This window comes from Methylobacterium sp. NPDC080182, from assembly GCF_050281105.1.
In the GTDB taxonomy this organism is placed as follows: domain Bacteria; phylum Pseudomonadota; class Alphaproteobacteria; order Rhizobiales; family Beijerinckiaceae; genus Methylobacterium.
Window position 1 is genome coordinate 332361 of record NZ_JBNNWO010000002.1, and the last position, 24629, is coordinate 356989.

Annotated in this window: 18 protein-coding genes; 9 read left to right on the forward strand and 9 right to left on the reverse strand. The window is 72.0% G+C overall.

Annotated features, from left to right (window positions below; all coding sequences use genetic code 11):
* The first annotated feature begins 161 nt into the window (after positions 1 to 161).
* Together gmd and ACQKQD_RS04835 are read left to right on the forward strand one after the other, a co-directional pair.
* Entirely contained in the window at positions 162 to 1145 is a 984-nt protein-coding gene (gene gmd, locus ACQKQD_RS04830) for a GDP-mannose 4,6-dehydratase (protein ID WP_091677880.1), read from the forward strand.
* A gap of 68 nt (positions 1146 to 1213) precedes the next feature.
* Complete coding sequence (locus tag ACQKQD_RS04835; protein ID WP_091677877.1) at positions 1214 to 2695, forward strand: aldehyde dehydrogenase; 1482 nt, start codon at positions 1214 to 1216, stop codon at positions 2693 to 2695.
* A gap of 38 nt (positions 2696 to 2733) precedes the next feature.
* Here ACQKQD_RS04835 and ACQKQD_RS04840 read toward each other — a convergent pair whose 3' ends face one another.
* The 9 genes from ACQKQD_RS04840 to ACQKQD_RS04880 form a co-directional block, all read right to left on the reverse strand.
* Positions 2734 to 3963, reverse strand: coding sequence for an O-antigen ligase family protein (locus ACQKQD_RS04840; protein ID WP_244491763.1), 1230 nt, complete (start codon positions 3961 to 3963; stop codon positions 2734 to 2736).
* A gap of 115 nt (positions 3964 to 4078) precedes the next feature.
* The gene (locus ACQKQD_RS04845; protein ID WP_427507623.1) at positions 4079 to 5590 is read right to left on the reverse strand and encodes a lipopolysaccharide biosynthesis protein; all 1512 of its coding nucleotides are present in this window, start codon (positions 5588 to 5590) and stop codon (positions 4079 to 4081) included.
* The gene (locus ACQKQD_RS04850) at positions 5587 to 6810 is read right to left on the reverse strand and encodes a glycosyltransferase family 4 protein (protein ID WP_427507768.1); all 1224 of its coding nucleotides are present in this window, start codon (positions 6808 to 6810) and stop codon (positions 5587 to 5589) included. The genes ACQKQD_RS04845 and ACQKQD_RS04850 overlap by 4 nt, the downstream gene beginning before the upstream one ends.
* Positions 6811 to 6920: 110 nt before the next feature.
* Complete coding sequence (locus tag ACQKQD_RS04855) at positions 6921 to 8177, reverse strand: glycosyltransferase family 4 protein (protein WP_427507624.1); 1257 nt, start codon at positions 8175 to 8177, stop codon at positions 6921 to 6923.
* On the reverse strand, positions 8158 to 9294 hold the full coding sequence (locus tag ACQKQD_RS04860) for a glycosyltransferase family 4 protein (protein WP_427507625.1): 1137 nt from the start codon (positions 9292 to 9294) through the stop codon (positions 8158 to 8160). Before ACQKQD_RS04860 ends, ACQKQD_RS04855 begins: the two co-directional genes overlap by 20 nt.
* 44 nt (positions 9295 to 9338) lie before the next feature.
* A complete protein-coding gene (locus ACQKQD_RS04865) occupies positions 9339 to 10565 on the reverse strand; it encodes a glycosyltransferase (protein ID WP_170862904.1) in 1227 nt (408 codons plus the stop codon).
* The gene (locus ACQKQD_RS04870) at positions 10562 to 12757 is read right to left on the reverse strand and encodes a GumC family protein (RefSeq protein WP_427507626.1); all 2196 of its coding nucleotides are present in this window, start codon (positions 12755 to 12757) and stop codon (positions 10562 to 10564) included. The genes ACQKQD_RS04865 and ACQKQD_RS04870 overlap by 4 nt, the downstream gene beginning before the upstream one ends.
* Before the next feature lie 11 nt (positions 12758 to 12768).
* Positions 12769 to 13938, reverse strand: a complete 1170-nt coding sequence (locus ACQKQD_RS04875) for a glycosyltransferase (protein ID WP_427507627.1) — start codon at positions 13936 to 13938, stop codon at positions 12769 to 12771.
* 309 nt (positions 13939 to 14247) lie between these two features.
* On the reverse strand, positions 14248 to 15336 hold the full coding sequence (locus tag ACQKQD_RS04880) for an acyltransferase family protein (RefSeq protein ID WP_427507628.1): 1089 nt from the start codon (positions 15334 to 15336) through the stop codon (positions 14248 to 14250).
* Positions 15337 to 15726: 390 nt separating this feature from the next.
* On the opposite strand from ACQKQD_RS04880, the gene ACQKQD_RS04885 reads away from it, so the two are divergent.
* From ACQKQD_RS04885 to ACQKQD_RS04915, 7 genes are read left to right on the forward strand one after another with little or no spacing between them, the layout of a single operon-like run.
* Entirely contained in the window at positions 15727 to 15975 is a 249-nt protein-coding gene (locus ACQKQD_RS04885) for an acyl carrier protein (RefSeq protein ID WP_427507769.1), read from the forward strand.
* Positions 15972 to 17135, forward strand: a complete 1164-nt coding sequence (locus ACQKQD_RS04890) for an acyl-CoA dehydrogenase family protein (RefSeq protein WP_427507629.1) — start codon at positions 15972 to 15974, stop codon at positions 17133 to 17135. Before ACQKQD_RS04885 ends, ACQKQD_RS04890 begins: the two co-directional genes overlap by 4 nt.
* Complete coding sequence (locus ACQKQD_RS04895) at positions 17135 to 18091, forward strand: amino acid--[acyl-carrier-protein] ligase (protein ID WP_427507630.1); 957 nt, start codon at positions 17135 to 17137, stop codon at positions 18089 to 18091. The genes ACQKQD_RS04890 and ACQKQD_RS04895 overlap by 1 nt, the downstream gene beginning before the upstream one ends.
* 4 nt (positions 18092 to 18095) lie before the next feature.
* Positions 18096 to 19067 carry a DUF1839 family protein gene (locus ACQKQD_RS04900; RefSeq protein WP_427507631.1) on the forward strand — a complete coding sequence of 324 codons (972 nt, stop codon included), beginning with the start codon at positions 18096 to 18098 and terminating at the stop codon, positions 19065 to 19067.
* A gap of 8 nt (positions 19068 to 19075) precedes the next feature.
* Positions 19076 to 21511 carry a glycosyl hydrolase 2 galactose-binding domain-containing protein gene (locus ACQKQD_RS04905; protein ID WP_427507632.1) on the forward strand — a complete coding sequence of 812 codons (2436 nt, stop codon included), beginning with the start codon at positions 19076 to 19078 and terminating at the stop codon, positions 21509 to 21511.
* Positions 21501 to 23291: an alpha/beta fold hydrolase gene (locus tag ACQKQD_RS04910; protein ID WP_427507633.1), complete on the forward strand. Its 1791-nt coding sequence runs from the start codon at positions 21501 to 21503 to the stop codon at positions 23289 to 23291. Before ACQKQD_RS04905 ends, ACQKQD_RS04910 begins: the two co-directional genes overlap by 11 nt.
* Positions 23288 to 24571, forward strand: coding sequence for a hypothetical protein (locus tag ACQKQD_RS04915; RefSeq protein ID WP_427507634.1), 1284 nt, complete (start codon positions 23288 to 23290; stop codon positions 24569 to 24571). Before ACQKQD_RS04910 ends, ACQKQD_RS04915 begins: the two co-directional genes overlap by 4 nt.
* Positions 24572 to 24629 lie beyond the last annotated feature (58 nt).

The window sequence follows — 24629 nt, forward strand, 5'->3', positions numbered from 1 at the left end:
GCCGCACGACCATTGCAGTAGGCTGTCGAGTTGCGACGCTAGTCTGGCGATGTGCCGCTCCGGCTCCGCTTGCTTGGCGCAATACTGATGTCGACACATCGCCTTGACGCGCGGCCCGTTGCGGTCGTAGCAGCCGGGCATCTTCGGGACGGGACGGGTTCATGACGGCCAAGCGAGCGCTGATCACGGGTGTGACGGGCCAGGACGGCGCGTATCTGGCGCAGCTGCTCCTGCAGAAGGGCTACGCCGTCACCGGCATCGTGCGGCGCTCCAGCCATGCCGGCGTCTTCGACCACCGGTTGAAGTGGCTCGGCATCACCGACGATGTCGAGCTGGTCGACGGCAACCTGCTCGACCAGTCCGCCCTGCTGCGCATCGTCCAGGCCACGAAGCCCGACGAGATCTACAACCTCGCCGCCCAGTCGTTCGTGACCTCGTCCTGGCAGCAGCCGCTGCTCACCGGGCAGGTGACCGGCCTCGGCGCCGTGCACATGCTGGAATGCCTGCGCTCGGCGGCCCCCCAGGCGCGCTACTACCAGGCCTCGACCTCGGAGATGTTCGGCCTGATCCAGGAGGCCAAGCAGAGCGAGTCGACGCCGTTCTACCCGCGCTCGCCCTACGGCGTGGCCAAGCTCTACGCGCACTGGATGACCATCAACTACCGCGAGAGCTTCGGGCTGCACGCGTCGAACGGCATCCTGTTCAACCACGAGAGCCCGCTGCGCGGCGTCGAGTTCGTGACCCGCAAGGTCACCGACGCGGTGGCGCGGATCAAGCTCGGCCAGCAGAGGGAGCTGCGGCTGGGCAACATCGACGCTAAGCGCGACTGGGGCCACGCCCGCGACTACGTGAAGGCGATGTGGCTGATGCTGCAGCAGGACCGCCCGGACGATTACGTGATCGCCACCGGCCGGACCACGACGGTGCGGGACATGTGCGAGATCGCGTTCAAGCATGTCGGCCTGAAGGTGGACGACCACCTGATCGTCGACCCGGCGCTGTTCCGCCCGGCGGAGGTCGAGGTGCTGCTGGGCAACCCCGCCAAGGCCAAGGCGACCTTCGGCTGGGAGGCCGAGACCAGCCTGGAGGCGCTGATCACCGAGATGGTCGACGCCGACATCAAGCGCCTCAGCGCCAACGCCTGAGCCGTCGGGCTCGCCGCGGGCGGGCTCCGGGTCCATATGGCGCGCATCCCCGGACGGAGAGGCGCGCCGTGAAGACCTACCAGCTCTACATCGACGGCCAGTCCGTCGATCCGGTCGAGGGCTCGTGGTTCGAGTCCATCGACCCCTATCGCGGCGAGCCCTGGGCCCGGATCCCGCGTGCCGGGCGGGCCGACGTCGACCGGGCGGTAGCCGCGGCCAAGCGCGCCATGTGGGACGGACCCTGGGCGACCATGACGGCCTCGGCCCGCGGCAAGGTCCTGCGCCGGATCGGCGATCTCGTCGAGCGCGAGGCCGAGGCGCTGGCCAAGATCGAGGTCCGCGACAACGGCAAGCTCTTCGCCGAGATGTACGGCCAGACCCGCTACCAGCCGGAATGGTGGTGGTACTACGGGGGCCTCGCCGACAAGGTCGAGGGCGCCCAGGTGCCGATCGACAAGCCCGAGACCTTCGCGTTCACCCGGCACGAGCCGGTGGGCGTGGTCGGAGCGCTGACGGCGTGGAACTCGCCGCTCCTGTTCGTCGCCTGGAAATGCGCGCCCGCGCTCGCGGCCGGCTGCGCGGTCGTGGTGAAGCCCTCGGAATTCGCCTCCGCCAGCACGCTGGAATTCGCCCGCCTGACCAAGGAGGCCGGGCTGCCCGACGGCATGTTCAACGTCGTCACCGGCTACGGCGGCGAGGCCGGCACCGCCATCGTCGAGCATCCGGACGTCGCCAAGATCACCTTCACGGGCTCGGACGTCACCGGCGCGAAGGTCTACGAGGCGGCCGCCCGCCAGATCAAGCGCGTGTCCCTGGAACTCGGCGGGAAGTCGCCCAACATCGTCTTCGCCGATGCCGACCTGAAGGCCGCCGCCGCCGGCGCGATCTCGGGCATCTTCGCGGCCACCGGGCAGACCTGCATCGCCGGATCGCGCCTGCTGGTGCAGAACAGCATCCGCCAGGAATTCACTGAGCGCCTGATCGAGCTCGCCCGGACCGCCAAGCTCGGCGACCCGATGCAGGCCGACACCAATATCGGGCCGATCACGACGCCGCCCCAGTACACAAAGGTGCTCGACTACATCGCGCTCGCCAAGAGCGAGGGCGCGCGCTGCGTGTTCGGCGGCAATCCCGCCTCCGGTCCCGGCGTGCTCGGCGGCCAGTTCGTCGAGCCGACGATCTTCACGGGCGTCACCAACGACATGCGCATCGCCCAGGAGGAGGTGTTCGGCCCGGTGCTGTCGATCATCGGCTTCGAAGACGAGGCCGAGGCGCTGAGAGTCGGCAACGACGTGATCTACGGGCTCGCGGCCGGCGTCTGGACCCAGGATATCGGCCGCGCGATGCGGATGTCGAAGGGGCTGCGAGCCGGCACCGTCTGGGTGAACACCTACCGGGCGGTGAGCTACATGATGCCGTTCGGCGGCATGAAGCGCTCGGGCATCGGCCGCGAGAGCGGCATCGAGTCGATCCGCGAGTACCTGGAGACCAAGAGCGTCTGGATCTCCACGAGCCGCGACGCGCCGGAGAACCCCTTCGTCATGCGCTGAGCCCGCGGGCCGCGCCGCGATCCGTGGCGGCGCGGTCCCTAAACCGGGGCCGATTGGGCGCGGTCCGGCGGCAGCGCGAGGGATGCCAGGACGAAGCCCATGAAGAAGAGGAAGTACTGGTTGACCGACAGTTCCTCGAACATGAGCGACGGGATCAGGAACACCGCGCTGTAGGTCAGGAACGGCCCGAAGGCGGCGGGCGCCAGCAGGATCCGCCCGAGGCCGGCGACGAGCAGCAGCGCCGCGGCGATGCCGCTCTGGAGTGCCAGCGACACGAAGCCGTTGTGTGGTGTCACGAGCCCGGTCAGGGCCTGCAGCTCCTCCCGGCGGGCGACCTCGCCGACGCCGAACGGGTACTCGAGGACCAGCTGGAGCGCGGTCACGCCGGACAGGAACCGTTCGTCGAAATTGCCCGTGACGTTGTGGTCCTCGGCGAAGCGCCGCTCGATCGCCTGGGACAGCGTCCCCGGCAGCGGGATCTCCCCCGTCACCGCCCAGGCCACGAGCAGGACGCCCAGGACGCCGAGCGCGGCCAGCACCGCGGGCGCCTTGAGGTTCCGCCGCATCAGCAGGCCGAGGAACAGGATCGGCATGAACAGGCCGGCGCGGTTGTTGGTGAACGGGAAGCTCGCCAGGAGGGCCGCGAAGTAGGCGAGATAGACGATCTTCAGGCGATAGCGCAGGCTGAGCAGCAGGGCCGCGGCCCCGGCCAGGGCGAAGACGTGGCCGGTCTCGTTGCCCGAGGCCCAGAGGCCGCCCTGCTTGTCCTGCACGAACAGCTTCAGCTCCTCGTCGAGCCCGTCCGTGGGAACGGCGAGTCCGAACCGGTCGAGCGGCATGCCGGAGGCGGCGAGTAGCAGGACCGCGAGGGAGGCGAGCATTCCGGCGAGCAGGCCGACGCAGAATGCGTCCTCGACGCGCCGGTCGCGGAACATCACCAGCAGGATGAACGCCTGGACCACGTAGAGCAGCAGGACGAGGGTCAGGTAGACGTCGCCCGCCTGCTTGTGCGCCTTCAGCACCAACGAGGCCGCGATCAGCGCCAGGATGCCGGCGAGGGGCGCGGCCTGCCGCAGTGCCTCCGCCACGACGGCGCGGCGCAGGCCCAACCAGGGGATGAGCAGGAACGGCAGCAGGTCGGACAGGCGCTGGAACGGCAGCCCGAAGGTCGAGGTCAGGACGTTGAAGTTCAGGGCGGCGCCGAGCAGGAACACGGCGAAGCGGTCCGCGAGGAGGGACGCGGCCGGCGCGCGCGTCTCGATCGGCAACGCCTGTCCCGCCATCACCCTGCACCGTCCCCGCGCATCGGCCGCCGATGAACCCTCCGCCGGCCGCGGCCTCTAGCGGGCAGTGTCGCCCACAAAGGTTGGCGGAGGGTGCAGATCAGGCGGGGCGTCTCAGGAACAGGCCGACGGCCGTGCGGAGCGTGCCGCGCATGAAGATCCAGGCCAGGCCCAGATAGGCCGCGATCCCGATTCCGACCGCCGCGAACAGGCCGACCCGGTCCCCGAGGGCGGCGTGGACCGGACCCTGGACGAACAGCACCAGCCCGGCCATCGCGCCGGCGCAGAGCGTGATCGGCGCGAGGAGCCGCACGAGCCGCCCGTTCGTGACCGGGACGACGCGCCCGACGCTGGCGACGATCGCGGGCGTGAACAGGTAGGCCCTCACCACATGCCCGGCGACCAGGGCGGCGAGGCCGAAGGGCGCGGTGACGAGGGCCGCCGCGGCGCCGAGGCCGAACTGCGCGCCGGCGAGCCGCAGGGCCGTGCCGTTGCGGCCCAGGGCCGTGAAGATCATCCACAGCATCGAGGTGGCGACGAATTCCGGGGCGAGGAGCGCGAGCGTCCGCAGTACCGGCGCCGCGTCGTGCCACTGGTCGCCGAACAGGAACGGGATGAGGGTCGGGGCGACGGCCGCCATGCCGAAGAAGGCGGGCACGGCTAGGAACGCGGAGGCCTCGGTGAATCCGTGGAAGGCCGCGGCCAGCTCGCCCGGACGGTCCTGGAGGCGCGCGTAGGTGGTCAGCCCGACCGTGGTCAGCGGGATGACCGCGACCTGGCTCACGAGGTCGATGCAGCGCCACGCGAGGCGCAGGTAGCCGACATCGGTGGCGGACAGGAAGTAGGCCGCGATGACTTCCTGGCTCCGGATCGAGGCGACGAGCAGCAGATAGGTGCAGAACAGCCGCGAGCCGAACGCGATCTGCTCGCGCACGGAGGCGAGGTGCAGCCGCATCGGCGGAATCCAGCGGGCCGCCGCCCAGGTCAGGAGCGTGGTCGCGGTCGCGGCGACGAGCCGCTGCACCACCAGGCTCCAGACGCCGTAGCCGTCGAGGGCCAACACGAGAGCCGCGGCGCCGCCGAGCACGTTGGCGCCGAGCGCCCGCAGGGCGAGCTTGCGGAAGCCGAAGCTCCGCTGGAGCCGCGCTTCGTGGATCGCACCCGCGGCGGTGATGACGAAACAGGCGGAGAGCGCGCACAGGACCGGCCGCAGCGCCGGCAGGTCGAAGATCCAGGCGATCGGGCCGGCCAGGGCCACGAGGCCCACGGCGCACAGGACGCCCGCGGCGAGCATCACCCAGAAGGCGGTGGCGGCGAAGTCCTCGTCGAGGTCGGCGCGCTGGACCACCGCGTCGGGCAGGCCGCAGCGGGCGACGATCTGCAGGATGTCGATGAAGACCGCGGCGATCGCCACCATCCCGAACTCGGCGGGCCCGATGAGGCGGGCGAGTACGAGGAACACCCCGAAGCTGAGGACCACGTTGCCGACCGAGGCCACCGCCACCCAGCGCGCGGCGTCGAACGAGCGCCGCGTCACCGCGGCGCCGGAGGCGAGCCCCGGCTCCTCCTCGGCGGCGGCCGCCTCCGACAGGACCGGCGCGGCGGCGCTCACGGGCGGCTCGCCCGACGCTCGGCAACGAGTTCGGCGTAGAGATCGAGGTACTTCTCGGCGACGCGCATCGAGGTCGATTCGCGGATGACGTGCTGGAAGGCGCGCTCGTCCGGCAGGTCACCGCGGCCGCGGGCGATCACGGTCCGCAGCCGTGCGGCGAGGTCGGCGTCGTCGCCCGGCGTGAACAGCCAGTCGGCGTTGTCCTCGCCGATCAGCTCGGGGATGCCGCCCGAGCCCGCCCCGATCACCGGAACGCCCATCGTGTAGGCCTCGTAGATCGTCCGCGGCGACGGCTCGGCCCAGAACGACGGGACGATGAGCACGTCGATCGCGCTGAGGAACTCGGCGGGTTTCGCCCAGCCAACGAAGTCGATGGGCAGGCCCTCGGCCTGCGCCTTGAACCGCTCGATCGAGTCGTCCATCGCGTGGCCGGCGACGAGGCAGCGCCAATCGCCGGGACCGATCCGCCGGAAGGCGTCGATCATCGTGCCGACCCCCTTCTCGGTGTTGATCCGGCCGAGATAGCCGAAGGTCATCGGCTGGCCGGTCCGGTCGATCCGGCGCCTGGCCTCCGGGTCGCCCTCTGGGACGGTGCAGGAGTAGAAGATCACCCGGCGCCGCTCGGGCGCGAGATGCGCGAACAACCCGTGGTCGACATGGGTCTTGAGGATCTCAGTCCCGACGCTGACGACGGCGTCGACCGACCGGTTCGTGATCTGCTTGGCGGCGTTGACCACCTTGCAGCCCAGGTGCCAGCGGTCGCACGGCTTGCCGTCCCTGAACATCGCGGCGTTGCCGCAGATCAGGTCGTACTCGCAGACCGTGTGGACGATCGGGATCCCGCGCTTGGCCGCCTCGCGCCAGACGAGAGTCGAGACGTCGAGCAGCGAGTGCGTGTTCACGATGTCGGGCCGGAAATCGTCGAGGACGCGGCCGAACTCGGCCGCGACGGCGAAATTCCACTGCTGCTTGAGCTTCGCCCAGGCGCGGCCGAAGCGGCTTGCCTGGGGCCAGTCCTCGAGCCAGAAATCGTTATGGTGGGCCATGCGGTAGACGGTGACGCCGCCGCGCACGCTCTTGGGCTCGGGCTCCCGGGCGATGCAGGCCGCCGCCACCGTGTGGCCGGCCGCGACGAGTTCCTCGGCGAGGTGCTCCACCGAGCGCTCGGCGCCGCCCACGATGTAGGGCGGGTAGAGGGCGCTGAGATGCAGGATCCGCAGGGGGCCGGTCACCGCGCGCGCGGCCGCCTGATCCCTCGGGCGGTTCCGGTCCTGGGCGCGGGGTTCCTCCGAGAGGACCCGGGCGTAGCTCGACGACAGGGTGGGGGTCATCATGAACGGCACTCGCTGAGGTGCGGGCGCTCCGCGCGGGCGGAAGGCTCGGAAAGCGGTTCGATGGAGGCCGCGTCGCGGGTCGCGGCGTAGAGATCGAGATAGGCGGTCGCCACAGCGACCGGATCGGTGCCAGCGCGAATGCGTGCGGCGCGGGCGAGCCCCTCGGCGAGACGGGCCGGCTCCGCGATGATCCGGGCCATCGCGGCGGCGAGCGCCGGCGCGTCGCCGGGCGGGACCAGCCAGGGGCCGGACCCGACCTGCTCGCCGATGCCGCCGGTCGCGGTGCCGATCACCGGGACGCCGCGCCCGTAGGCCTCTGCCACCGTCCGGCCGAAAGGCTCGGGCCAGATCGGCGGGACCACGAGGCAGTCGAGATCGTCCAGGAAGGCGTCGCGCTCGGCGTAGCCCGGGAAGGTCACGGGCAGGCCCTCGGCCAGGGCTCGGTAGCGGTCCAGTCCGTCCACGGCACGGCCCGCAACAGCGAGGCGCCAGCCCGCCTCCGGCAGGCGCCGGCAGGCGTCGAGGAGGACATCGAGTCCCTTCGCACCCTCGATCCGGCCCAGATAGCCGAACCGGACCGGCGCGCCCGGCGCCCGGTTCGCCCGCGTCACCGGCGAGCCGGGCGGGATCGGGTTCCAGATCACCCGGCGCAGCGCCGGCGGCACGTGGGTGAAGAGGCCGGCCGCGAGGTGGCGGTCGAGGATGTCCGAGCCCACGGCGGCGACGGCCGTCACGGCGCGCTGGAAGCGCCGGTGCGGCGCGGCGTAGAGGCGGCACTTGAGATGCTGCCGGGCGCAGGGACGCCCGTGGCGCACCATCGCGCCGTTGGTGCAGAGGCTGGTGAAGTCGTGCAGCGTGTGCACGACCGGTACCCCGAGCCGCCGCAGCATCGGCCAGAGCGCCGGCGGTAGCTCGGAGATGGAATGCGTGTTCACGAGGTCGGGGGCGAAGTCCCGGACCGCCCGCGCCATCCGGTCGACGGCGTGGCGGTTCCACTGCGCCGCGACCTTGTAGCGGAGGCGCTCGACCCGCCCGCGCTGCGGCCAATCGAGGATGTGGAACGGCGTCCCGTAGCCGATCCGGTAAACCGTGACGCCGTCCTGCAGGACCGGTCCGCCTTCGGTCCGCGCCGCGCAGGCAACGGCGACGCTGTGGCCGAGATCCGCCTGGGTCCGGGCGAGCGTCTCGACCATCAGTTCGGCGCCGCCGACCTGCTCGGGCGCGTAGAGCGAGCTAAGGTGCAGGATGCGCATGCGGCTCCTCCCGGGCGGAACGCGCCGCCGCGCCGTCTTGCAGCGCGTCGAGCAGCAGTGTCTCGTAGCGGCGCGCGGTCTCGGCCCAGTCGTAGCGCCGGACATTGTCGCGGCCGCGGGCGATCAGCGCGGCCCTGAGTCCCGACTCGTCGAGCAGGCGGCGCAGGCATTCGGTCAGCGCCGCCGCGTCGTCGGGATCGAAGGTGAGGGCGCCGGCTCCCGCGATCTCGGGCGTCGCGGAGCGGTCCGAGCAGATCACCGGACAGTCGAGGGCCTGCGCCTCCAGAACGGGCAGGCAGAATCCCTCGGCGAAGGACGGGACGCACAGGCACAGCGCGCCGCGATAGAGGGCCGCCAGCCTGTCGTCGCCGATGCCCGACAGGCGGGTTAGGGGGACCGGCGCGTCGCCGAGTGCGGCGGCGACGGCCTCGTCGGAATCCTCGCCGACGTGGACGATCCCGATCCCCGGCCTCCCGAGCGCGACCACGGCGCGCGCGAGGGTCGCGAAGTTCTTGTTGTAGAGGGCGTTGCCGACGGCCAGCACGTACGGCCCCGCCGGGACTTCGACGACGGAACAAGCCACTGATGGGTCCAGCATGGCCGCGGACGGCACGGTCCGCGTCCGGCCGCGGAGCTGCGGATAATGGTACTCCAGATCGCGCCGTGTCGCCTCCGAGACGGCGATTACCCGGGTGCTGTTGCCGAGGACCAGGCGGAAGATCTGGTCGGTGGTCAGGGCCTCGCGGGAACGGATGCGCTCGGGCAGGGTGCGGAAATAGAGGTCGTGCACCACGCTGACGCGGGCGCGTCCGCCGAAGGCCGCCCCGTACGGGTCGATGTTCAGCACCACGTCGATGCCGCGGGCGCGGCACAGCCGCGGGACGGCGAGGCACTGGCGCAGGACGTCGAGCAGCATGATCCGCGGCCGCGGCACCGTCACGACCTCGACGCGGTCGCGGATCGACGCCGGCAGCTGGTCGCGGCGCCACGGGGAGCGGAGCACCACCGCGAAGGTGCCGCGCGCGACTAGGCCGGCGATCACCCGGAAGGCGACGAGCGCGACGCCCGACGGCCGACCGGCATGCTGGCTCGGCATGTTGACGAGGACGCGCGGCATGGCGGGTCTGGCGGCTCCGAATAGGAAGGGGGATCGCCGGCCCGTCAGGCCCGGCCGGCGACCTGGAGGATGATGTCGGCGAGATCGCGCTGCATGCGCTCCGCGCCGTAGCGGGACAGCGCCCGCCCGCGCGCGAGCGCGGCGCGCGCCCTGAAGGCGCCGGGATCGGCGAACAGCGCCGACAGGGCCGCCGCGAGTCGATCCGGCCGACGCGGCGGCACCAGCGTCCCGGCCGCGCCGCCGTCGAGGATCTCGGCGGAGGCGCCGGCGTCGGTGGCGATCACCGGCACGCCGACCAGCATCGCCTCGACCAGGGTGCGACCGAACGGTTCGGGATCGACCGAGGGGTGCACGACCGCGTCGACCGCCTGCATCAGCCGGGGGACGTCGTCGCGCTGTCCGAGGAACAGCACCCGGTCCGAGAGGCCGCGCCGCGCCGCGAGGTCGCGCAGGTGCGCCGCGTAGGCATCCTCGCCGAAGAGCGGCGCCCCGACCACGACGCAGCGGAGGCCGGACAGGGTCGCCAGCGCCTCGATCAGAACGTCCTGCCCCTTCCAGGGCGCGAGGCGGCTGAAGACGCCGACGAGGGGGCCGTCCGGCAGGCCGAGTTCCGCGCGCAGAACGGCGGCGGAGCAGGGTGCCGGATCGACGTCGAGGCCGTTCGGCACGACGCGGATCAGCGACCGGCGCCCGCCGGACTGGACGAAGGCCCGCGCGGCGGCCTCGGAGGGAACGATCACCCGGGCGGCGCAGAGATTGGCGAGCCGGATCTGCAGGATGCGCTGCGCCCGGCCGAAATGCGCCCCGTCGAGGATGTCATGGAGGTGCCAGATCAGGGGGCGCCCGGCGGCGCGCGCGGCCAGAGACGAGAGCAGGAAGGCCTTCTGCGAGTTGGCGTAGACCACGTCGCAGGACCGGGCCGATCGGGCGATCTCCAGCGCCAGGGAACCGAGCTGTCCCAGGACCGGTAGCGCGCTCAGCGGTGACACGTCCCGCCGAAGGCCTGCCAGGGCGGACCGGCGGCGCGCGAGACGGATCTCCAGACCCGCGTCGCGGAGGGCCGCGGTCAGCGCGCCGTCCTCGAACAGGAAGGCGCTGGAGCCCGCCCAAGGCCGGACTGCGTCGCGGAGCACCAGCTCGGCACCGGACATCGTTCCGGTATGGCTCACGAACAGAACCCGCGGCCGCGCGGCGACGACGGACCGCGCGGCCTGCGCCCGGTCCAGGAGGCCGCGCTTCGCGAGCGCGTCGGCGGGGAGCACTTCGGTCATCGCGCGCTCGCGGCCGTGCGGGGATCGGGCAGCGGCATCACGTCGTAGGTCGACTGGAGGCCCGGGCGGACCATCGTCATGGCGATCCCGAGGACGTGTCCGCCGGCGCGGCGCAGGTTCGCCACGGTCTCGACCGTGTCGGAGAGCTGCGAGCGGCCGTAGCGGGCGCAGCAGAGCACGCCGTCGACGTGGCGGGCCAGCATCGCCGCATCCATCAGGAGGCTGGTCGGCGGGGTGTCCAGGAGGACGAGGTCGTAGCGGCGGCTCCACTTGAGGAAGTCGGCCATCCGGTCGCCCATCAGGAGCTCGGTCGAGTCGGCCGTCGGCGTTCCCGCGGGGATGACGTCGAAGCGTCCGGCCTCGACCACCGCGTCGGCCGGGTCGATCTCGCCGCGGAGCACGCCGCCGAGGCCGGGGCCGCGGCCGAGCCCGAGGGAGGCCTCGAAGTTCGGGCGCCGCAGGTCGCACTCGACCACCAGCACCCGGCGGCCGCTCGCGGCGCCGATGCCGGCCAGCGCGAAGGCCGTGAACGACTTGCCCTCCCGCGGCTTCGCCGACGTCACCAGGATGACGCGGGACTTGCCGTCGCCCGCCAGCACGAGATGGGCGTGCAGGTTGCGCAGGACGTTCTGCATCACCGGGTCGACCCGCGCCCGCGCCAGGGCCTCCGCGAGGTCGAGCTCGCGCTGCCGCTCGGAGAAGCGGCCGACGAGGCCGGTGGGCTCGAGGCTCGGCAGCTGCGCGAAGACCGGGGCGCCGGTGCCGGCCATGAGCTGCGCCGAGGTGCGCACGCGCCGGTCGGTGTAGTCGCGCAGCAGCGCGGCGGCGGCCGCGAGCACGCCCGCCAGCACGATGCCGCCCGCCAGGAACGGCACGGCCTTGGGCGAGAACGGCTCCTGCGGCAGCTCGGCTAGGCTGACGAGCCGCGTGCTGCCGGTGAGGATGCGCCGCTCGGTCTCCAGCTCGCCCGCCCGCTTGACCAGATCGGCGTAGCGGGTGCGCTTGATCTCGGCGTTGCGCACCATGCCCTCGATCGACGCCTCGTCGTCCATGGCGGCGGCGGCGTCGGTCTTCGCCGTCTCGAGCTGGGCGCGCAGCGACTTGGCCAGGGCGTTCGAAGCCTCGTAGGACTTGCGCAGGCCCTTGGCGACGTTGCCGATCTCCTGCTCGATCCGCGCGCGCAGGCTCGCCTGCTCGGTCTCGAGCGCCCGGATCACCGGGTGGTTCGCGCCCAGCAGGGTGCTCTGGTTGGCGAGCTGCGCGCTGACGCCGCTGAGCTGCTGCTTCAGCGAGACGATGGTCGGGCTTGCCAGGACGGCCGGGGCGCTGTCGGCGCCGCGGGCGCCCTTGGCCTCGATCTCGGAGAGCCGCGCGGCCGCGTCCGCCTTGGCGGTCTCGGACGCGGCGAGCTGCTGGCTGATGCTGGTGAGCCGCTCCGCGCTGATCGGGGCGAGCGAGCCCTTCAGCAGGCCCTTGCGGCGCCGGAAGGTCTGGATGCGGGTCTCGTCGGCCCGGATCGAGGCGTCCAGCTGGCTGATCTCGGTGTGCAGCCAGTCGGCCGCGGCCTTGCGGCTCGAGGCCTGCGCCTCGCGCTGGTCGTCCAGGAAGGCGTTGATCAGGCCGTTGGCCATCGTCTGCGCCGTCTCGGGCAGCGGCGACTTGTAGCCGATGGTGATGATGCGCGAGCGGCCGGAGCTCAGGACCGTGTAGCGCTTCTGCAGGTACTCGACGAGCGCGTTGCGGTCGGTCGTGAGCTTCGTGCAGGCGGCGTCCTTCTTCTCGCTGATCCGGTCGGGATGCCCGCCCGAGGCCGCGTAGCGGCACTCGGCCAGCACCGCGGCGACGAGGTTGTCGTCGATCGCGAGGCGCAGGAGCCGCGGCGAGCGGATCACCAGGATCTGGCTCTCGATGTCGGCCGGGTCGCCGATCTTCTGGATCCAGGCCATCGAGGCGTTGTTGGCGCCCGGTTCCGCCTCGGCCACGATGACCGAGCCGCTCGCCACGTATTGCCGCTGGATCATCAGCAGGGCGGTCACGGCGAGGCCGAGGACGCTGGCGAACACCGCCGCGAACAGGTAGCGGCGCTGCCAGATCCGGGCGAGGGCCGCGGCCAGCGGACCGCCGCGCGTTGGCTCCTGGGCGAGGGCGCGAACCGGCGTCCGGTCGTCCAGATCGACAGTCAGGAAGGACATGCGGCGCGTCCTCAGCCGACGGCTTCGAGGCGCGGCAGGATCCGCGGGCGCGTCTCGCAGGCGGCCCGGTGCATCGCCATCTGGTCGTCGACGAAGGTCGAGAACCGGCTGCGGAACAGCTCGGCCGAGAACTGCTCGGCCTGCGCCCAGCAGGCCTCGCGGGTGAAGTGGCTCTCCTGCAGCAGGAAGCGCTGGACGCACTCGGCGATCGCCACGGGCTCGGGCGTGTCGAAGAACATCCCGGTGCGCTGCGGGCCGCGGGTCTGGACCGTCTCGCGGGCGCCCCCGCGGCCCAGCGCGAGGACCGGCGTGCCCTCCGACGTGGCCTCGACCACGATGATCCCGAAATCCTCCTCGGCCGCGAAGATGAAGGCGCGGGCCGTGGCCATGAGGTGGCGCAGCTCCGCGTCGGGCACGAAGCCGGAGAACGACACGTTCGGCCCCGCGATCTCGCGCAGCCGCGCGGCATCGGGCCCGGTGCCCGCCACCACGAGTTCGAGGTCGGGGAGCAGCGCGAACGCGCGGATCACCGCCTCGACGTTCTTGTACGGCACCAGCCGGCTGGCTACGAGGAAGTGGTTGCCGCGCGCCCCGTCATACCGCTGGCTCGGCAGCGTGATCGGCGGGTGGATGACCTCGGCGGTGCGGCCGTAGACCTTGTGGATGCGGCGGGCGACGAAAGCGGAGTTGGCCACGATCGCGTTGGGACCGGCCGCCGTGCGATAATCCCAGACGCGCATCCGGTGCAGGATCAGCCGAGCGAGCACGCTCTTCATGCCCGCGTCGCAGCCGCTCTCCCGCAGGTAGGTGTGCTGCATGTCCCAGGCGTAGCGCATGGGCGAGTGGATGTAGGAGACGTGGAGCTGGTCGGGCCCGGTGAGGACGCCCTTCGCCACCGCGTAGCTGCTCGAGATGACGAGATCGTAGGCCGACAGGTCGAACTGCTCGATCGCGAGCGGCATCAGCGGCAGGTAGTTGCGGTGCCGCGTCCGCGCGAAGGGCATGCGCTGGATGAAGCTCGTATGCGCCTGGGTGTAGCCCAGCCGCGCCCGGTCCGCTTCGGGCAAGAAGTCGAAGAGCGCGAAGACATCCGCGTCCGGATAGATCCGCAGCAGCTGCTCGAGGACACGCTCGGCGCCACCGACGATGTACAACCAGTCGTGAACGATCGCGACACGCATCACAGCTTCCTCGTCGGTGCGCCGGACGCTGGACCATGCATTCCGTCCCGCCGGTCCCGCCGGTGACAGCGGGCCAAGGCACACACGAGAGGGTAATAGCAGCGTGATCTGTAAAAAAGGGGTCACCGCCGCAGCAACAGTCGAAAATAGGGCCTGTTTAGACGCGAGACGCGGCGTGTAAACTTAATTTTTGCCAATAATTAACGTTATGCGAAGGGTGTTCTCAGACCTGCAATCTTCGGCATGACTCCCCGTGGGTGCTCGCTGCGCCGGGTCGGCACACCGGCGGCGGGGGCCCGGCTGCGCGGCCTAGGAAGCGGCCGGAACGGGCAGGGGATCGGGCGAGGGCCGCCGGTCGAGCCGGCGCCGCAGGGCCGCGATCACCGGCGTCTCGACATACCGGAACAGCAGTTCGCCGGCGGCGACCGCCGCCGGGAACGCGATCGCGAAGATCAGGGCGGCGCGCGCGAAGCCGGGCGCGACGACGAGCGCCGCGATCTTGGCGGCGCTGTGCAGCAGCAGGTTGTGGACCAGGTAGAAGGAATAGCTGGCATTGCCCTGCGACAGCAGCCAGCGCGACTTCAGGGCGATGCCGCCCTGCTCCAGCAGCAGCATCGCACCGACGATCAGGACGGCCGCTGACCCCCAGATCAGCGGGCGCGCGAAGCCGGACAGCTCGGGGCTGACGCCGAGCGCGTCGGTCACGATCTGGCCGCCGAGGATGAGCAGAAGAGCGGCCGCGACGGCCGCGCACGCCACGCGCCGGACCGGGAAGCCCGCGGCCGGCGCCCGGAGCCGCAGGTAGGCGTATCCCAGCCCGATGCCGGCGGCGAACTCGATCAGGATCGGCTTCGTGTAGTACGCCCAGTAGAGATTCGACGCGGGCAGCAATCCGAGCAGGATCAGCGCCAGGAAGATCGCGGCCGCACCGAGCGCCCGGAAGGCGGGTCTCGGCACCATGAGCAGCCCCGCGAAGACCACGTAGAAGAACATCTCGTAATTGAGTGTCCAGCCCACGGAGTTCAGCGGCTCGACGAAGCCGCCGCGGGAGAACGGCATGAACAGCAGGGACTGGACGACGTAATCCGGCCGGATCTCCACGATCCCGATGGGCTTCAGGCCCGTCAGCGCGATCAGCGCCAGGGCAAGCGTGACGAGCCAGTAGACCGGGACAACGCGCGACGCGCGGCGGAGCAGGAACTCGCCCGGGCTCTCGCGGCGCCCGCTCGTGCTCACGAACATGATGAACCCGGAGAGCACGAAGAACACGTCGACCCCGCTCGCGCCGAAGGCGAACAGATCCGGCCTCGGCAGCACGGGGCCGATGTAGAGGCCGAAATGCGTGAGGAAGACGAGGTACGAGGCGACGGCGCGCAGAATTTGGAGGTTGTAGATCATCGCGCGCCGGCTGATCGCTGGGCCCGCCCGGGACGGGCGACGTCGCGCCCTTATGGCCGAGATGGCCCCGCCGCGTCACGACGAGTCCGGAAACGTCCTAAATGGCCCGCGTCTCGAATTTAAGATCAGGCGGGGCATTTACACGCATGAGTTGCTAAATCCGCGAAATCTCTGGACGGACGATCACGAAAGCAAGAGCTGGAAAGTGATCGTAAAGGTGGCGCCGCCGAATGTAGGCCGCCGGCCACATCCGGTTCCTGTTTGCACGGCGCGCAACCCTGTGTCGCCCTCTACGGACCGCTATTTACTATTAATCAATAGATAATTTGACGCCGAGCCGATCCGTTCAATAGCGTCGTGATAACTGGAATAAGGAGTTCCGCCTTGAACATCGCTCAAGACATCCGTGAGATTCTCGGGGCGAACGAAGCCTTCGCCGGGAAGGTCGACCAGCTCTCCGAGGATGACAGCCTGTTCGATCTCGGGCTGGACTCGTTCGGTTCCGTCCAGCTGATGCTGGGCCTCGAGGAGCGTTTCAGCATCGAGTTCCCCGACGAGCTCCTGAACCGCAAGTCGTTCTCGTCGATCCGCGCGATCCGCGAGGCCGTCTCCACCCTGATCCAGCAGGAAGCCGCATGAGCACGCTCGCCGCGCGCGCTGAGCGGGCCGCGGCGGTCGCGGCCCGCCACGCCGACGCCGTCGACCGCGAAGGCCGCTTTCCCGAGGAGGCCGTGGCCGCGATGAGGTCCGAGCGGCTGCTCGGCCTCCAGATCCCCGGCCAGTTCGGCGGCGAGGGCGCCGGGCTGACGCAGATCGCCGAGCTGTGCAGCACGCTCGGGCAGGCCTGCAGCGCGGCCGCGATGGTCTTCGCGATGCACCACATCAAGGTGTCCAGCCTCGTGACCCACGGCCTCGACAGCCCGTGGCACGGGCGCCTGATGGAGCGCATCGCGCGCGAGCAGCTGCTCGTCGCCTCCTCGACCACGGAGGCGGGCATCGGCGGCGACCTGCGCAACAGCCTCTGCGCCGTGGAGACCAACGGCGAGGTGTTCGCCCTCGGGAAGGACGCGTCGGTCATCTCCTACGGCGCCCACGCCGACCTGATCCTCGCCACGGCCCGGCGCCATCCGGACGCCGCGACGTCCGATCAGGTCCTCGTCGCGCTGATGGCCGACCAGATCTCCCTCGCGCGAACGGGCGACTGGGACACGCTCGGGATGCGCGGGACCTGCAGCGACGGCTTCCGCCTGGAGGCGCGGAATGTCCCGGTCGAGCAGATCCTCCCGAAGCCGTTCGCGGAGATCGCCGCCCAGTCGATGCTGGCCTCATCGCACCTCCTGTGGAGCAGCGTCTGGTACGGGATCGCGACCTACGCGGTCGACCGCGCCCGCGCCTTCGTGCAGGCCGAGGCGCGGCGCCGGCCCGGGCAGGTGCCGCCGACCGCGACGCGCCTCGCTGAGGTCTCCAGCGCGCATCAGGCCATGCGCGGCACCATCGTGTCGGCCCTGCGCCGCTTCGAGGACGCGCACGGCGACGCCGACACGATCGGCTCCGTCGGCTTCTGCGTGATGCTCAACAACCTGAAGATCACCGTCTCCGACATGGCGGTCGACATCGTCCGGCGGGCGCTCGCGATCGTCGGCCTCGCCGGCTACCGCAACGACACGCCCTTCAGCCTGGGCCGGCCGCTGCGCGACGTCCTCTCCGCGCCGCTGATGATCGGCAATGACCGCATCCTCGCCAACACCGCCAAGCTCCTGCTCGTGCAGAAGGGCAGCGGCCAGCTCATGAGCGCGTGATGGAATCGATCTCCTCTCCCCCCGGCGACGTCGTGCTCGAGGACGAGCCGGCCGGCGGTCCCACCTTCCTCGACCGCCTGTTCGACCACGGCCTGCTCGTCCGAACCGGCGTCGACGGCCTCTACGGCCGCAGCGGCGGATTCGAGAGCGTTGTCGACGCCCTCGACCGGATGATCACGCGACTCGGAGCCGCCGAGGAGGCCGAAGTGCTGCGCTTCCCGCCGGCCATGAGCCGCCCGGCCTTCGAGCGCAGCGGCTACCTGAAGGGCTTCCCGAACCTCGCCGGCACCGTACACAGCTTCTGCGGCGACGCGCGCGGCCACGCCGAGATCCTCGCCTGCCTCGAAGCCGGGACCGACTGGACCGGGCAGCAGGAGGCCACCGACATCGTGCTGACGCCCGCGGCCTGCTACCCGGTCTACCCGGTCGCCGCCGCGCGGGGCGCGCTGCCGGCCGAGGGCCGCCTGTTCGACCTGCAATCCTACTGCTTCCGGCGCGAGCCCTCGCTCGAGCCGACCCGGATGCAGCTGTTCCGGATGCGCGAATACGTGCGCATGGGCAGCCCCGAGCAGGTCCTGGCCTTCCGCGAAGCCTGGCTCGAGCGCGGCACGGCCATGATCCGCGCCCTCGGTCTCCCCCTCGCGATCGACGCGGCCAACGACCCGTTCTTCGGCCGCGCCGGCCGGATGCTCGCCAACAACCAGCGGGCGCAGGGACTGAAGTTCGAGCTGAACGTCCCGGTCAACAGCGTCGACAAGCCGACGGCCTGCCTCAGCTTCAACTATCACCAAGACCATTTCGGCAGCACCTGGGAGCTGCGCCAGGCCGACGGCGAGGTCGCCCACACGGCCTGCGTCGGTTTCGGCCTGGAGCGGATCACGCTGGCGCTCCTGCGCCACCACGGGCTCGATCTCGCCGCGTGGCCGGCCGCCGTGCGCTCCGAGCTGTGGGGTTAAGGCGGTGACCGCCGCGCTGCGCCTGCCGGAGGGTCTCGGAGCCGCGGGACCCTACGTCCCGCACCCGCTCCACGATTCCGGCCGCGACTGGCCGGAGACGAACTGCTACGTCGACCTCTGGATCGAGTTCCTGCACGGACGCGGCCTCGTGCCGGAGGCGATGCTGGGCTTCACCCTGAGGCAGGATTTCGAGGGCGACCAGTTCACCTTCTTCAAACCGCCGACCGGCGATATCGAGCGCCTCTACGGTCTGGAGGTGCTGGAACTCGCGGTCTACGGCGGCCTCGAGAACCACGCCGCGATCCAGGCCGCGGCCGGCCGGCCCGTGCTGGTCGAGGTCGACGCGATCTACCTGCCGGATACCCAGGGGACCACCTACGGACGCGAGCACGGCAAGACCACGATCGGGATCCTGGCCATCGATCCGGTCGCGCAGGAGCTCGATTACCTGCACAATGCGGGTCGCTTCCGCCTCGCCGGAAAGGATTACGCCGGGATCTTCGGGCCGGCGACGCTGCCGCCCTACGCCGAGTTCGTGAAGACCGTCGCACCGTCGCTCGGCCCGGCGGATCTGCCGGCGGTCGCGCGCGAACTGCTCGTCCGGCATCGCGCCCGGGCGCCCCGGCGCAACCCCGTCCTGGCGTTCCGCGACACCCTCGCGGCGACGGCCGCGGAGCTGGTCGTCCGGCCGCTCAGCGTGTTCCACGCCTACGCCTTCAACACGACGCGCCAGCTCGGCGGCAATTTCGAGATGCTCGCCAGCCATCTCACGTGGCTCGAGGCCCGGGAGGCCGGCGGATTCGGGCCTGCCGCCGCGGCCGCCGCGGACCTGAGCCGCGAGGTCAAGGCCTTCCAGTTCCAGCTCGCCCGCGCGTTCCATCGCCGCTCGGCCGAGGGCCTAACGCCGCGCCTCGACCGCCTCGCGGCGACCTACGACCGCGTCTTCGCGGATCTCGACCGCGCGTTGGACCGCTGAGAGGCGTCGTGGCCCGCATCCGCAGCGTCGACGACCGCGCGCCGGAGGTCCGGTTTGGGCCCTGGCGGCTCGCCGCGACGCCGGCGGGCGCCTGCGCGGGTCCCGGCGATCTGGACGGGGTCACCGACTGGATCGTCGCCGAGGTTCCGGGCACCGCCGCCGGCGCCCTTCGAGCCGCCGGACGCTGGAGCGAGGCGGCGCCGGAGCCGATCCACGACCGCGACGTCTGGTATCGGACACGCATTACCGGTTCCGGGCCTGCCCGGCTGCGCTTCGGGGGCCTCGCCACCCTCGCCGAGGTCTGGCTCGACGGCGTCCCGGTCCTGTGCGCCCGCGCGATGTTCGAGGAGCACGTCGTCGACGTGGACCTTGGCGGCGCCTCCGACCTCGCGCTGTGCTTCCGCGCGCTTCGGGCGGAACTCGACCGCCCGGCCAAGCGCGGGCGCTGGCGGCCGCGGATGATCACGCCCGGGTCGCTGCGCCACGTGCGCACCAGCGTCCTCGGCTTCATGCCGGGCTGGTGTCCCGAGATCGACCTTGTCGGGCCCTACCGCCCGATAACCGTCGAGCCGGTCCGCCCCCGAGCGAGCGCCGCGGATGTGCGTACGACCCTCGACGGCGACGTCGGCCGGGTGGCCGTGCGCCTGCGGGTCGACGGTCCGGTCGGCACCGTCCTCCTCCGGTGCGGCGGCGGCGAAGCCCCACTCGCGGAGGTCGAGCCGGGCCTGTTCGCGGGCGCGCTGGCGCTGCCCGGCATCGCGCCCTGGTGGCCGCATACCCACGGCGCACCGAACCTCCACCCGGTCGAAGTCCGCGTCGACGGGGCGCAAATCGACCTGGGCCGCGTCGGCTTCCGGACCCTGTCGCTCACGCGGCCGTTCGCGGAGGGGCTCGCGCTGGCCGTGAACGGCGTGCCGCTCTTCTGCCGAGGCGCCGTCTGGATGCCGCCGGACCTCGTCGGGCTGGGCTCGGACGGCACCCGCGCATTGCTCGAGCTGGCGCGCGAGGCCGGCATGAACATGCTGCGCGTGCCCGGGACGACGCTCTATCCGGCCCCGGACTTCTACGATCTCTGCGACGAGTTCGGCATCCTGGTCTGGCAGGACCTGATGCTCGCCAACTTCGACTACCCGCACGCCGAACCGGCTTTCGCGGCCGCGCTCGACCGCGAGCTGAGCGGATTTCTCGACCGCACGCAGACCGCGCCGTCGCTCTGCGTGGTCTGCGGCGGCAGCGAGGTCTGGCAGCAGGCGGCGATGCTCGGGGCGCCGCGCGCCGTCTGGGCCGACGCCTACTGCGCGGAGACGCTGGCGGAGCGGGTGGCAGCGTGGCGGCCCGATCTCGTCGTCGTGCCGAACTCGCCCTCCGGCGGCGACCTGCCGTTCTCGCCGCGCGGGGGTTGCACGCACTATTTCGGCGTCGGCGCCTATCGACGGCCCCTGGAAGATGCCCGCCGGGCCGAGGTCGGGTTCGCCAGCGAGTGCCTCGCCTTCGCCAACCCGCCCGAACCCGGCACGCCGGGCCCGACCGGACCGGCCGACCCGCTCTGGCAGGCCGGCATCCCGCAGGACCGCGGCGCCGATTGGGACTTCGAGACGGTGCGCGACCACTACGTCGGCGCGCTCTACGGCGTCGATCCGGCGACCCTGCGCGCCGAGGACCCGGACCGCTACCTCGAGCTCGGCCGCGCGGCGGTGGCCGAGGTCATGGAGGCGACTTTCTCCGAGTGGCGCCGGCCGCGCTCGCCGACGGCCGGCGGCCTCGTCCTGATGATGCGCGACCTCGCGCCCGGAGCCGGCTGGGGCGTGATCGACTGGACGCAGCGCCCGAAATCGGCCTGGTACGCGCTGAGGCGCGCCTTCCGCCCGGTCCAAGTCCTCCTGACCGATGAGGGCCTCGACGGCCTCCATGTCCACGTCCTCAACGAGACGGCGACGGCCCGGGCGCTGACGCTGTCCCTGATCTTCTGCGATGTGGCGGGCCGCGTCGCGGCGCGCGCCGAGCGCGATCTCGTGGCCGGCCCGCGGGCGGCGCTCACGTTCACCTCCGCGACCCTTCTCGGGCGCTTCTTCGACGCCACCGACAGCTACCGATTCGGGCCCCGGATCCACGATCTCGCGCACGCGCGGCTGACCGACTCCGACGGGCGCGTGATCGCCGAGAGCTTCCATGTCCTGAGCGCGGGGCCGCTCGACCGGTCGGCCGTCGGCCTCCGGGCCGAAGCTGTCGCGACCGAGGCGGGGCTGGGTCTGCGGATCAGCACCGAGCGCTTCGCCCGCGGCGTCCAGGTGCTGGCCCCGGGGGCACGGCCGACCGACAGCGGCTTCCACCTCGCCCCGGGGTCGAGCCGGATCATCACCTTCGCGGAGGCCGCCCGGCTCCCGCGCGGGCGCGTGCGGGCCATTAACAGCGACGAGATCGTGGAATTCGGTCATGACGGGTGAAGTCGGGTCCGAGGCCGCGGTGCCGGTGCCGGTGCCGGTGACCTTCGACGGGCTGTTCGGGTGGTTTCATCCGGCGGCCGGGACGCGGGGCGTCGTCCTCTGCGGGGCCTACGGCTTCGAGCAGATGGCCGCGCATCGGCCCTGGCGCTCCCTGGCCGAGGGCCTCGCCGCGGCGGGCTGCCCGACGCTGCGCTTCGACTATCCGGGTGAGGGCGACTCGGCCGATCTGGACGAGGCGCGGGTCGCTGGCTGCGTCGCTGCGGTGCGTGGGGCCATCGCGTACCTGCGCGCGACGACCGGCGTCGCGGAGATCGTCATCGTCGGCCTGCGGCTCGGCGCGACCTTCGCGGCTCTGGCCGGCGAGGCGGAGGCCGTCGACCGCCTCGTCCTGCTGGCGCCGGTCACGACCGGGCGCGCGTATCTGCGCGAGATGCGGCTGCGGGCGCAGACGATCGGCCGCCTGCCGGACGGGTCCGCCCCGGCGCAGGAGCCGGACAGCCTCACCGTGGGCGGCTTCCGGATGGAGGCGGCGTTCCTCACCGATCTCGCCGACCTGAACCTCGCGCGGCTCGCGCGGGCGCCGGCCCGCCACGCGTTGCTCCTCGCACCCGAGACCAAGGCGCTGGCCGCGAACCTCGGCGCTCTCGGCTGCGACGTGGCGACGGGAGCGTTCCCGGGTCTCGCGGCGCTCGTCGCCGATCCGATCTTCTCGGATGTCCCGACCGCGGATTTCGCCCGCGTCATCGGCTTCGCGACCGACGGGATGGCGGCCGCCGGGCCGCGACCTGGCGGCATCGCCATCGACGGGCGCCGGAACGGGCTGACCGGACCGGGCTGGGCGGAGGCGCCGGTCCGCTTCGGGCGCGGCCTGATCGGCATCCGCTGCCGGCCCGACCGGGCGGAGAGCGCGGCGCCGACGATCCTGTTCGTCTCGACGGGCATGAGCGTGCATTCCGGATGGGGGCGCCAGACCACGGATCTCGCCCGGCGCCTCGCCGCGGAGGGGATCGCGTCGGTCCGGTTCGACCTGCGCGGCATCGGCGACAGCGACGAGCGGCCGGACGGCCGCAAGCCCATCTTCGCCGCGGACGGCTTCGCCGACGTCGCGGCGGCGGTCGACCTGATCGCCGGCGCGAGCGGCCCGATCCTGCTGGTGGGCGGGTGCAGCGGCGCCTACGCGGCCTTCCACGCGCTCTGCCGGGACCGCCGGATCGACGGCGCGCTCCTGCTCAACCTCTACTGCTTCGACTGGGACCCGGATCAGGACCTCGACCAGGTCATCCGGCAGACCTTCGGGAGCGCGTCCACCTACGCGGCCCTGCTCAAGCGGGGCGCGACCTGGCGCCGGCTGATCCGCGGCGAGATCCGGATCGCCGCCATCGCCTCGGTCCTCGCCCGGCGCGGCATCGAGGCCGGGATCCGCCGCCTGCGCCGGGCTCTCCGCCCCGGTCCGCTCGGGGGCTCGCCCGCCCGGCGGGTCGCGGCCCTCCGTCGGCGGGGCGCGGAGATCCGCCTGCTCTACAGCGCGGGCGATCCGGGCCTCGCGGCCGTCCGCCGCCATCTGGGACGCTCGCCCGGACCGGCCGACCGCCGTGTCGGAGCGCCCGTGACGGTGGTACCGGGCGTGGACCACAATTTCGGTTCCCGCGAGGCCCAGGCCCGGGTCGCGGAGGCGCTGCAGGACCTCCTGCGCGCCGTCCGCCGCGCCCACGCGACGCGCACCGTCGCGGCGAAGGCCGCCGCGCCGGGAAGCGGTCTCACCCTGGCGGGCCGGACGTGACCCGTCTCACGCGCCGGTCGGCCCTCGCACTGGCGGCGGGCGCGCTCGCGGCCGGTCGGGCCGCCGCGGCCGAGCCGCTGCACCGCTGCGAGGCGCTGATCGACTCGATCGGCGTCAACGTGCATCTCGGCCATCGCGGCACCCCCTACGTCGACCGCTTCGCCGCCTGCGCCCAAGCGCTCGACGTACTCGGGATCCGGCACCTGCGCGACGACATCGTGCTCGTCGGCGACGAGCCGGCCGGGCAGTTCGAGCGCATCGCCGATCTGGCCGACCGGGGCTACCGTTTCAGCCTGATCTTCTACGACGGGCTCACGCCGGGGCCGCGGGTGCCGCCGGAGCGCTTCGCCGAGATCGCCGGCTGGGCCGGCGACGGGCTCATCGTGGCGGAGGGCGGCAACGAGCCGCCGGTCGCGGCGCGGCCGGGCCTCGCGCGGCTCTCGGCCGATCATCAGGCGGCCCTGTTCCGCGCGGTGCGGGCGGACACGCGGGCCGAGGCCGTGCGCGTGGCCGGACCGAGCTACATCCAGGGTAACGTCGCGGCGGCGCAGAACCTCGCGGCGGTCGTCGACCTCGCCAACATCCACGCCTATCCCGGGGCCGAGCACCCGGAAACCGACGGCGGCGGCAGCCTCGCGCGCTTCGTCGCGGCCGCGCGCCCGGTTTTCGGCGACGCGCCCGTGATCGCGACCGAGAACGGCTACCACACGGCGCTCGCCACCGGCAGCGCCCACCTGCCGATCTCGCCGGGACTGCGCGCCCGCTACCTCCCGCGGATGCTGCTCTGGAGCTACCTCCAGGGCGTGCGGCGGACCTACCTGTACGAGCTGATCTCCAGCTTCGACCGCGGCGACGCCGATCCCGAGAGCCGCTTCGGCCTTCTCGCCCACGACGGTCGCCCCACACCCGCCTTCGCGGCGGTGCGCAACCTCGTCCGGCTGTTCGGCGCCCCCGCCGGGGAGATCGCCGCCGTTCCGGCCGATCGCGACGTCACGCTCGGCAGCCCCGTTCCCGATCTCATCACCGCGCGGTTCGCGCGGCGAGACGGGGCGACGCTCGTCCCGATCTGGCTCGGCCTCGACGGCTGGGACCGGCGTAGCCGGGCACCCCGGCCGGACTTGCCGGCGCGGACCGCCGAGCTCCGGCTGTCACGGCAGCCCCGGCGGGTGCGCCTCCATCGCTTCGACGACGACGGCGCCGTGAGCGTGGTGGAGCTTCCATCGGACAGGCGGGTGCCGGTCCCGGTCACGGACCGCCTCGGCGTCGTCGAGCTCACCTAGGGTCGCCGCCGACGGAGGCGTTCCGTGACGCGCCCGATCTCCGACCCTCGCGGAGGCC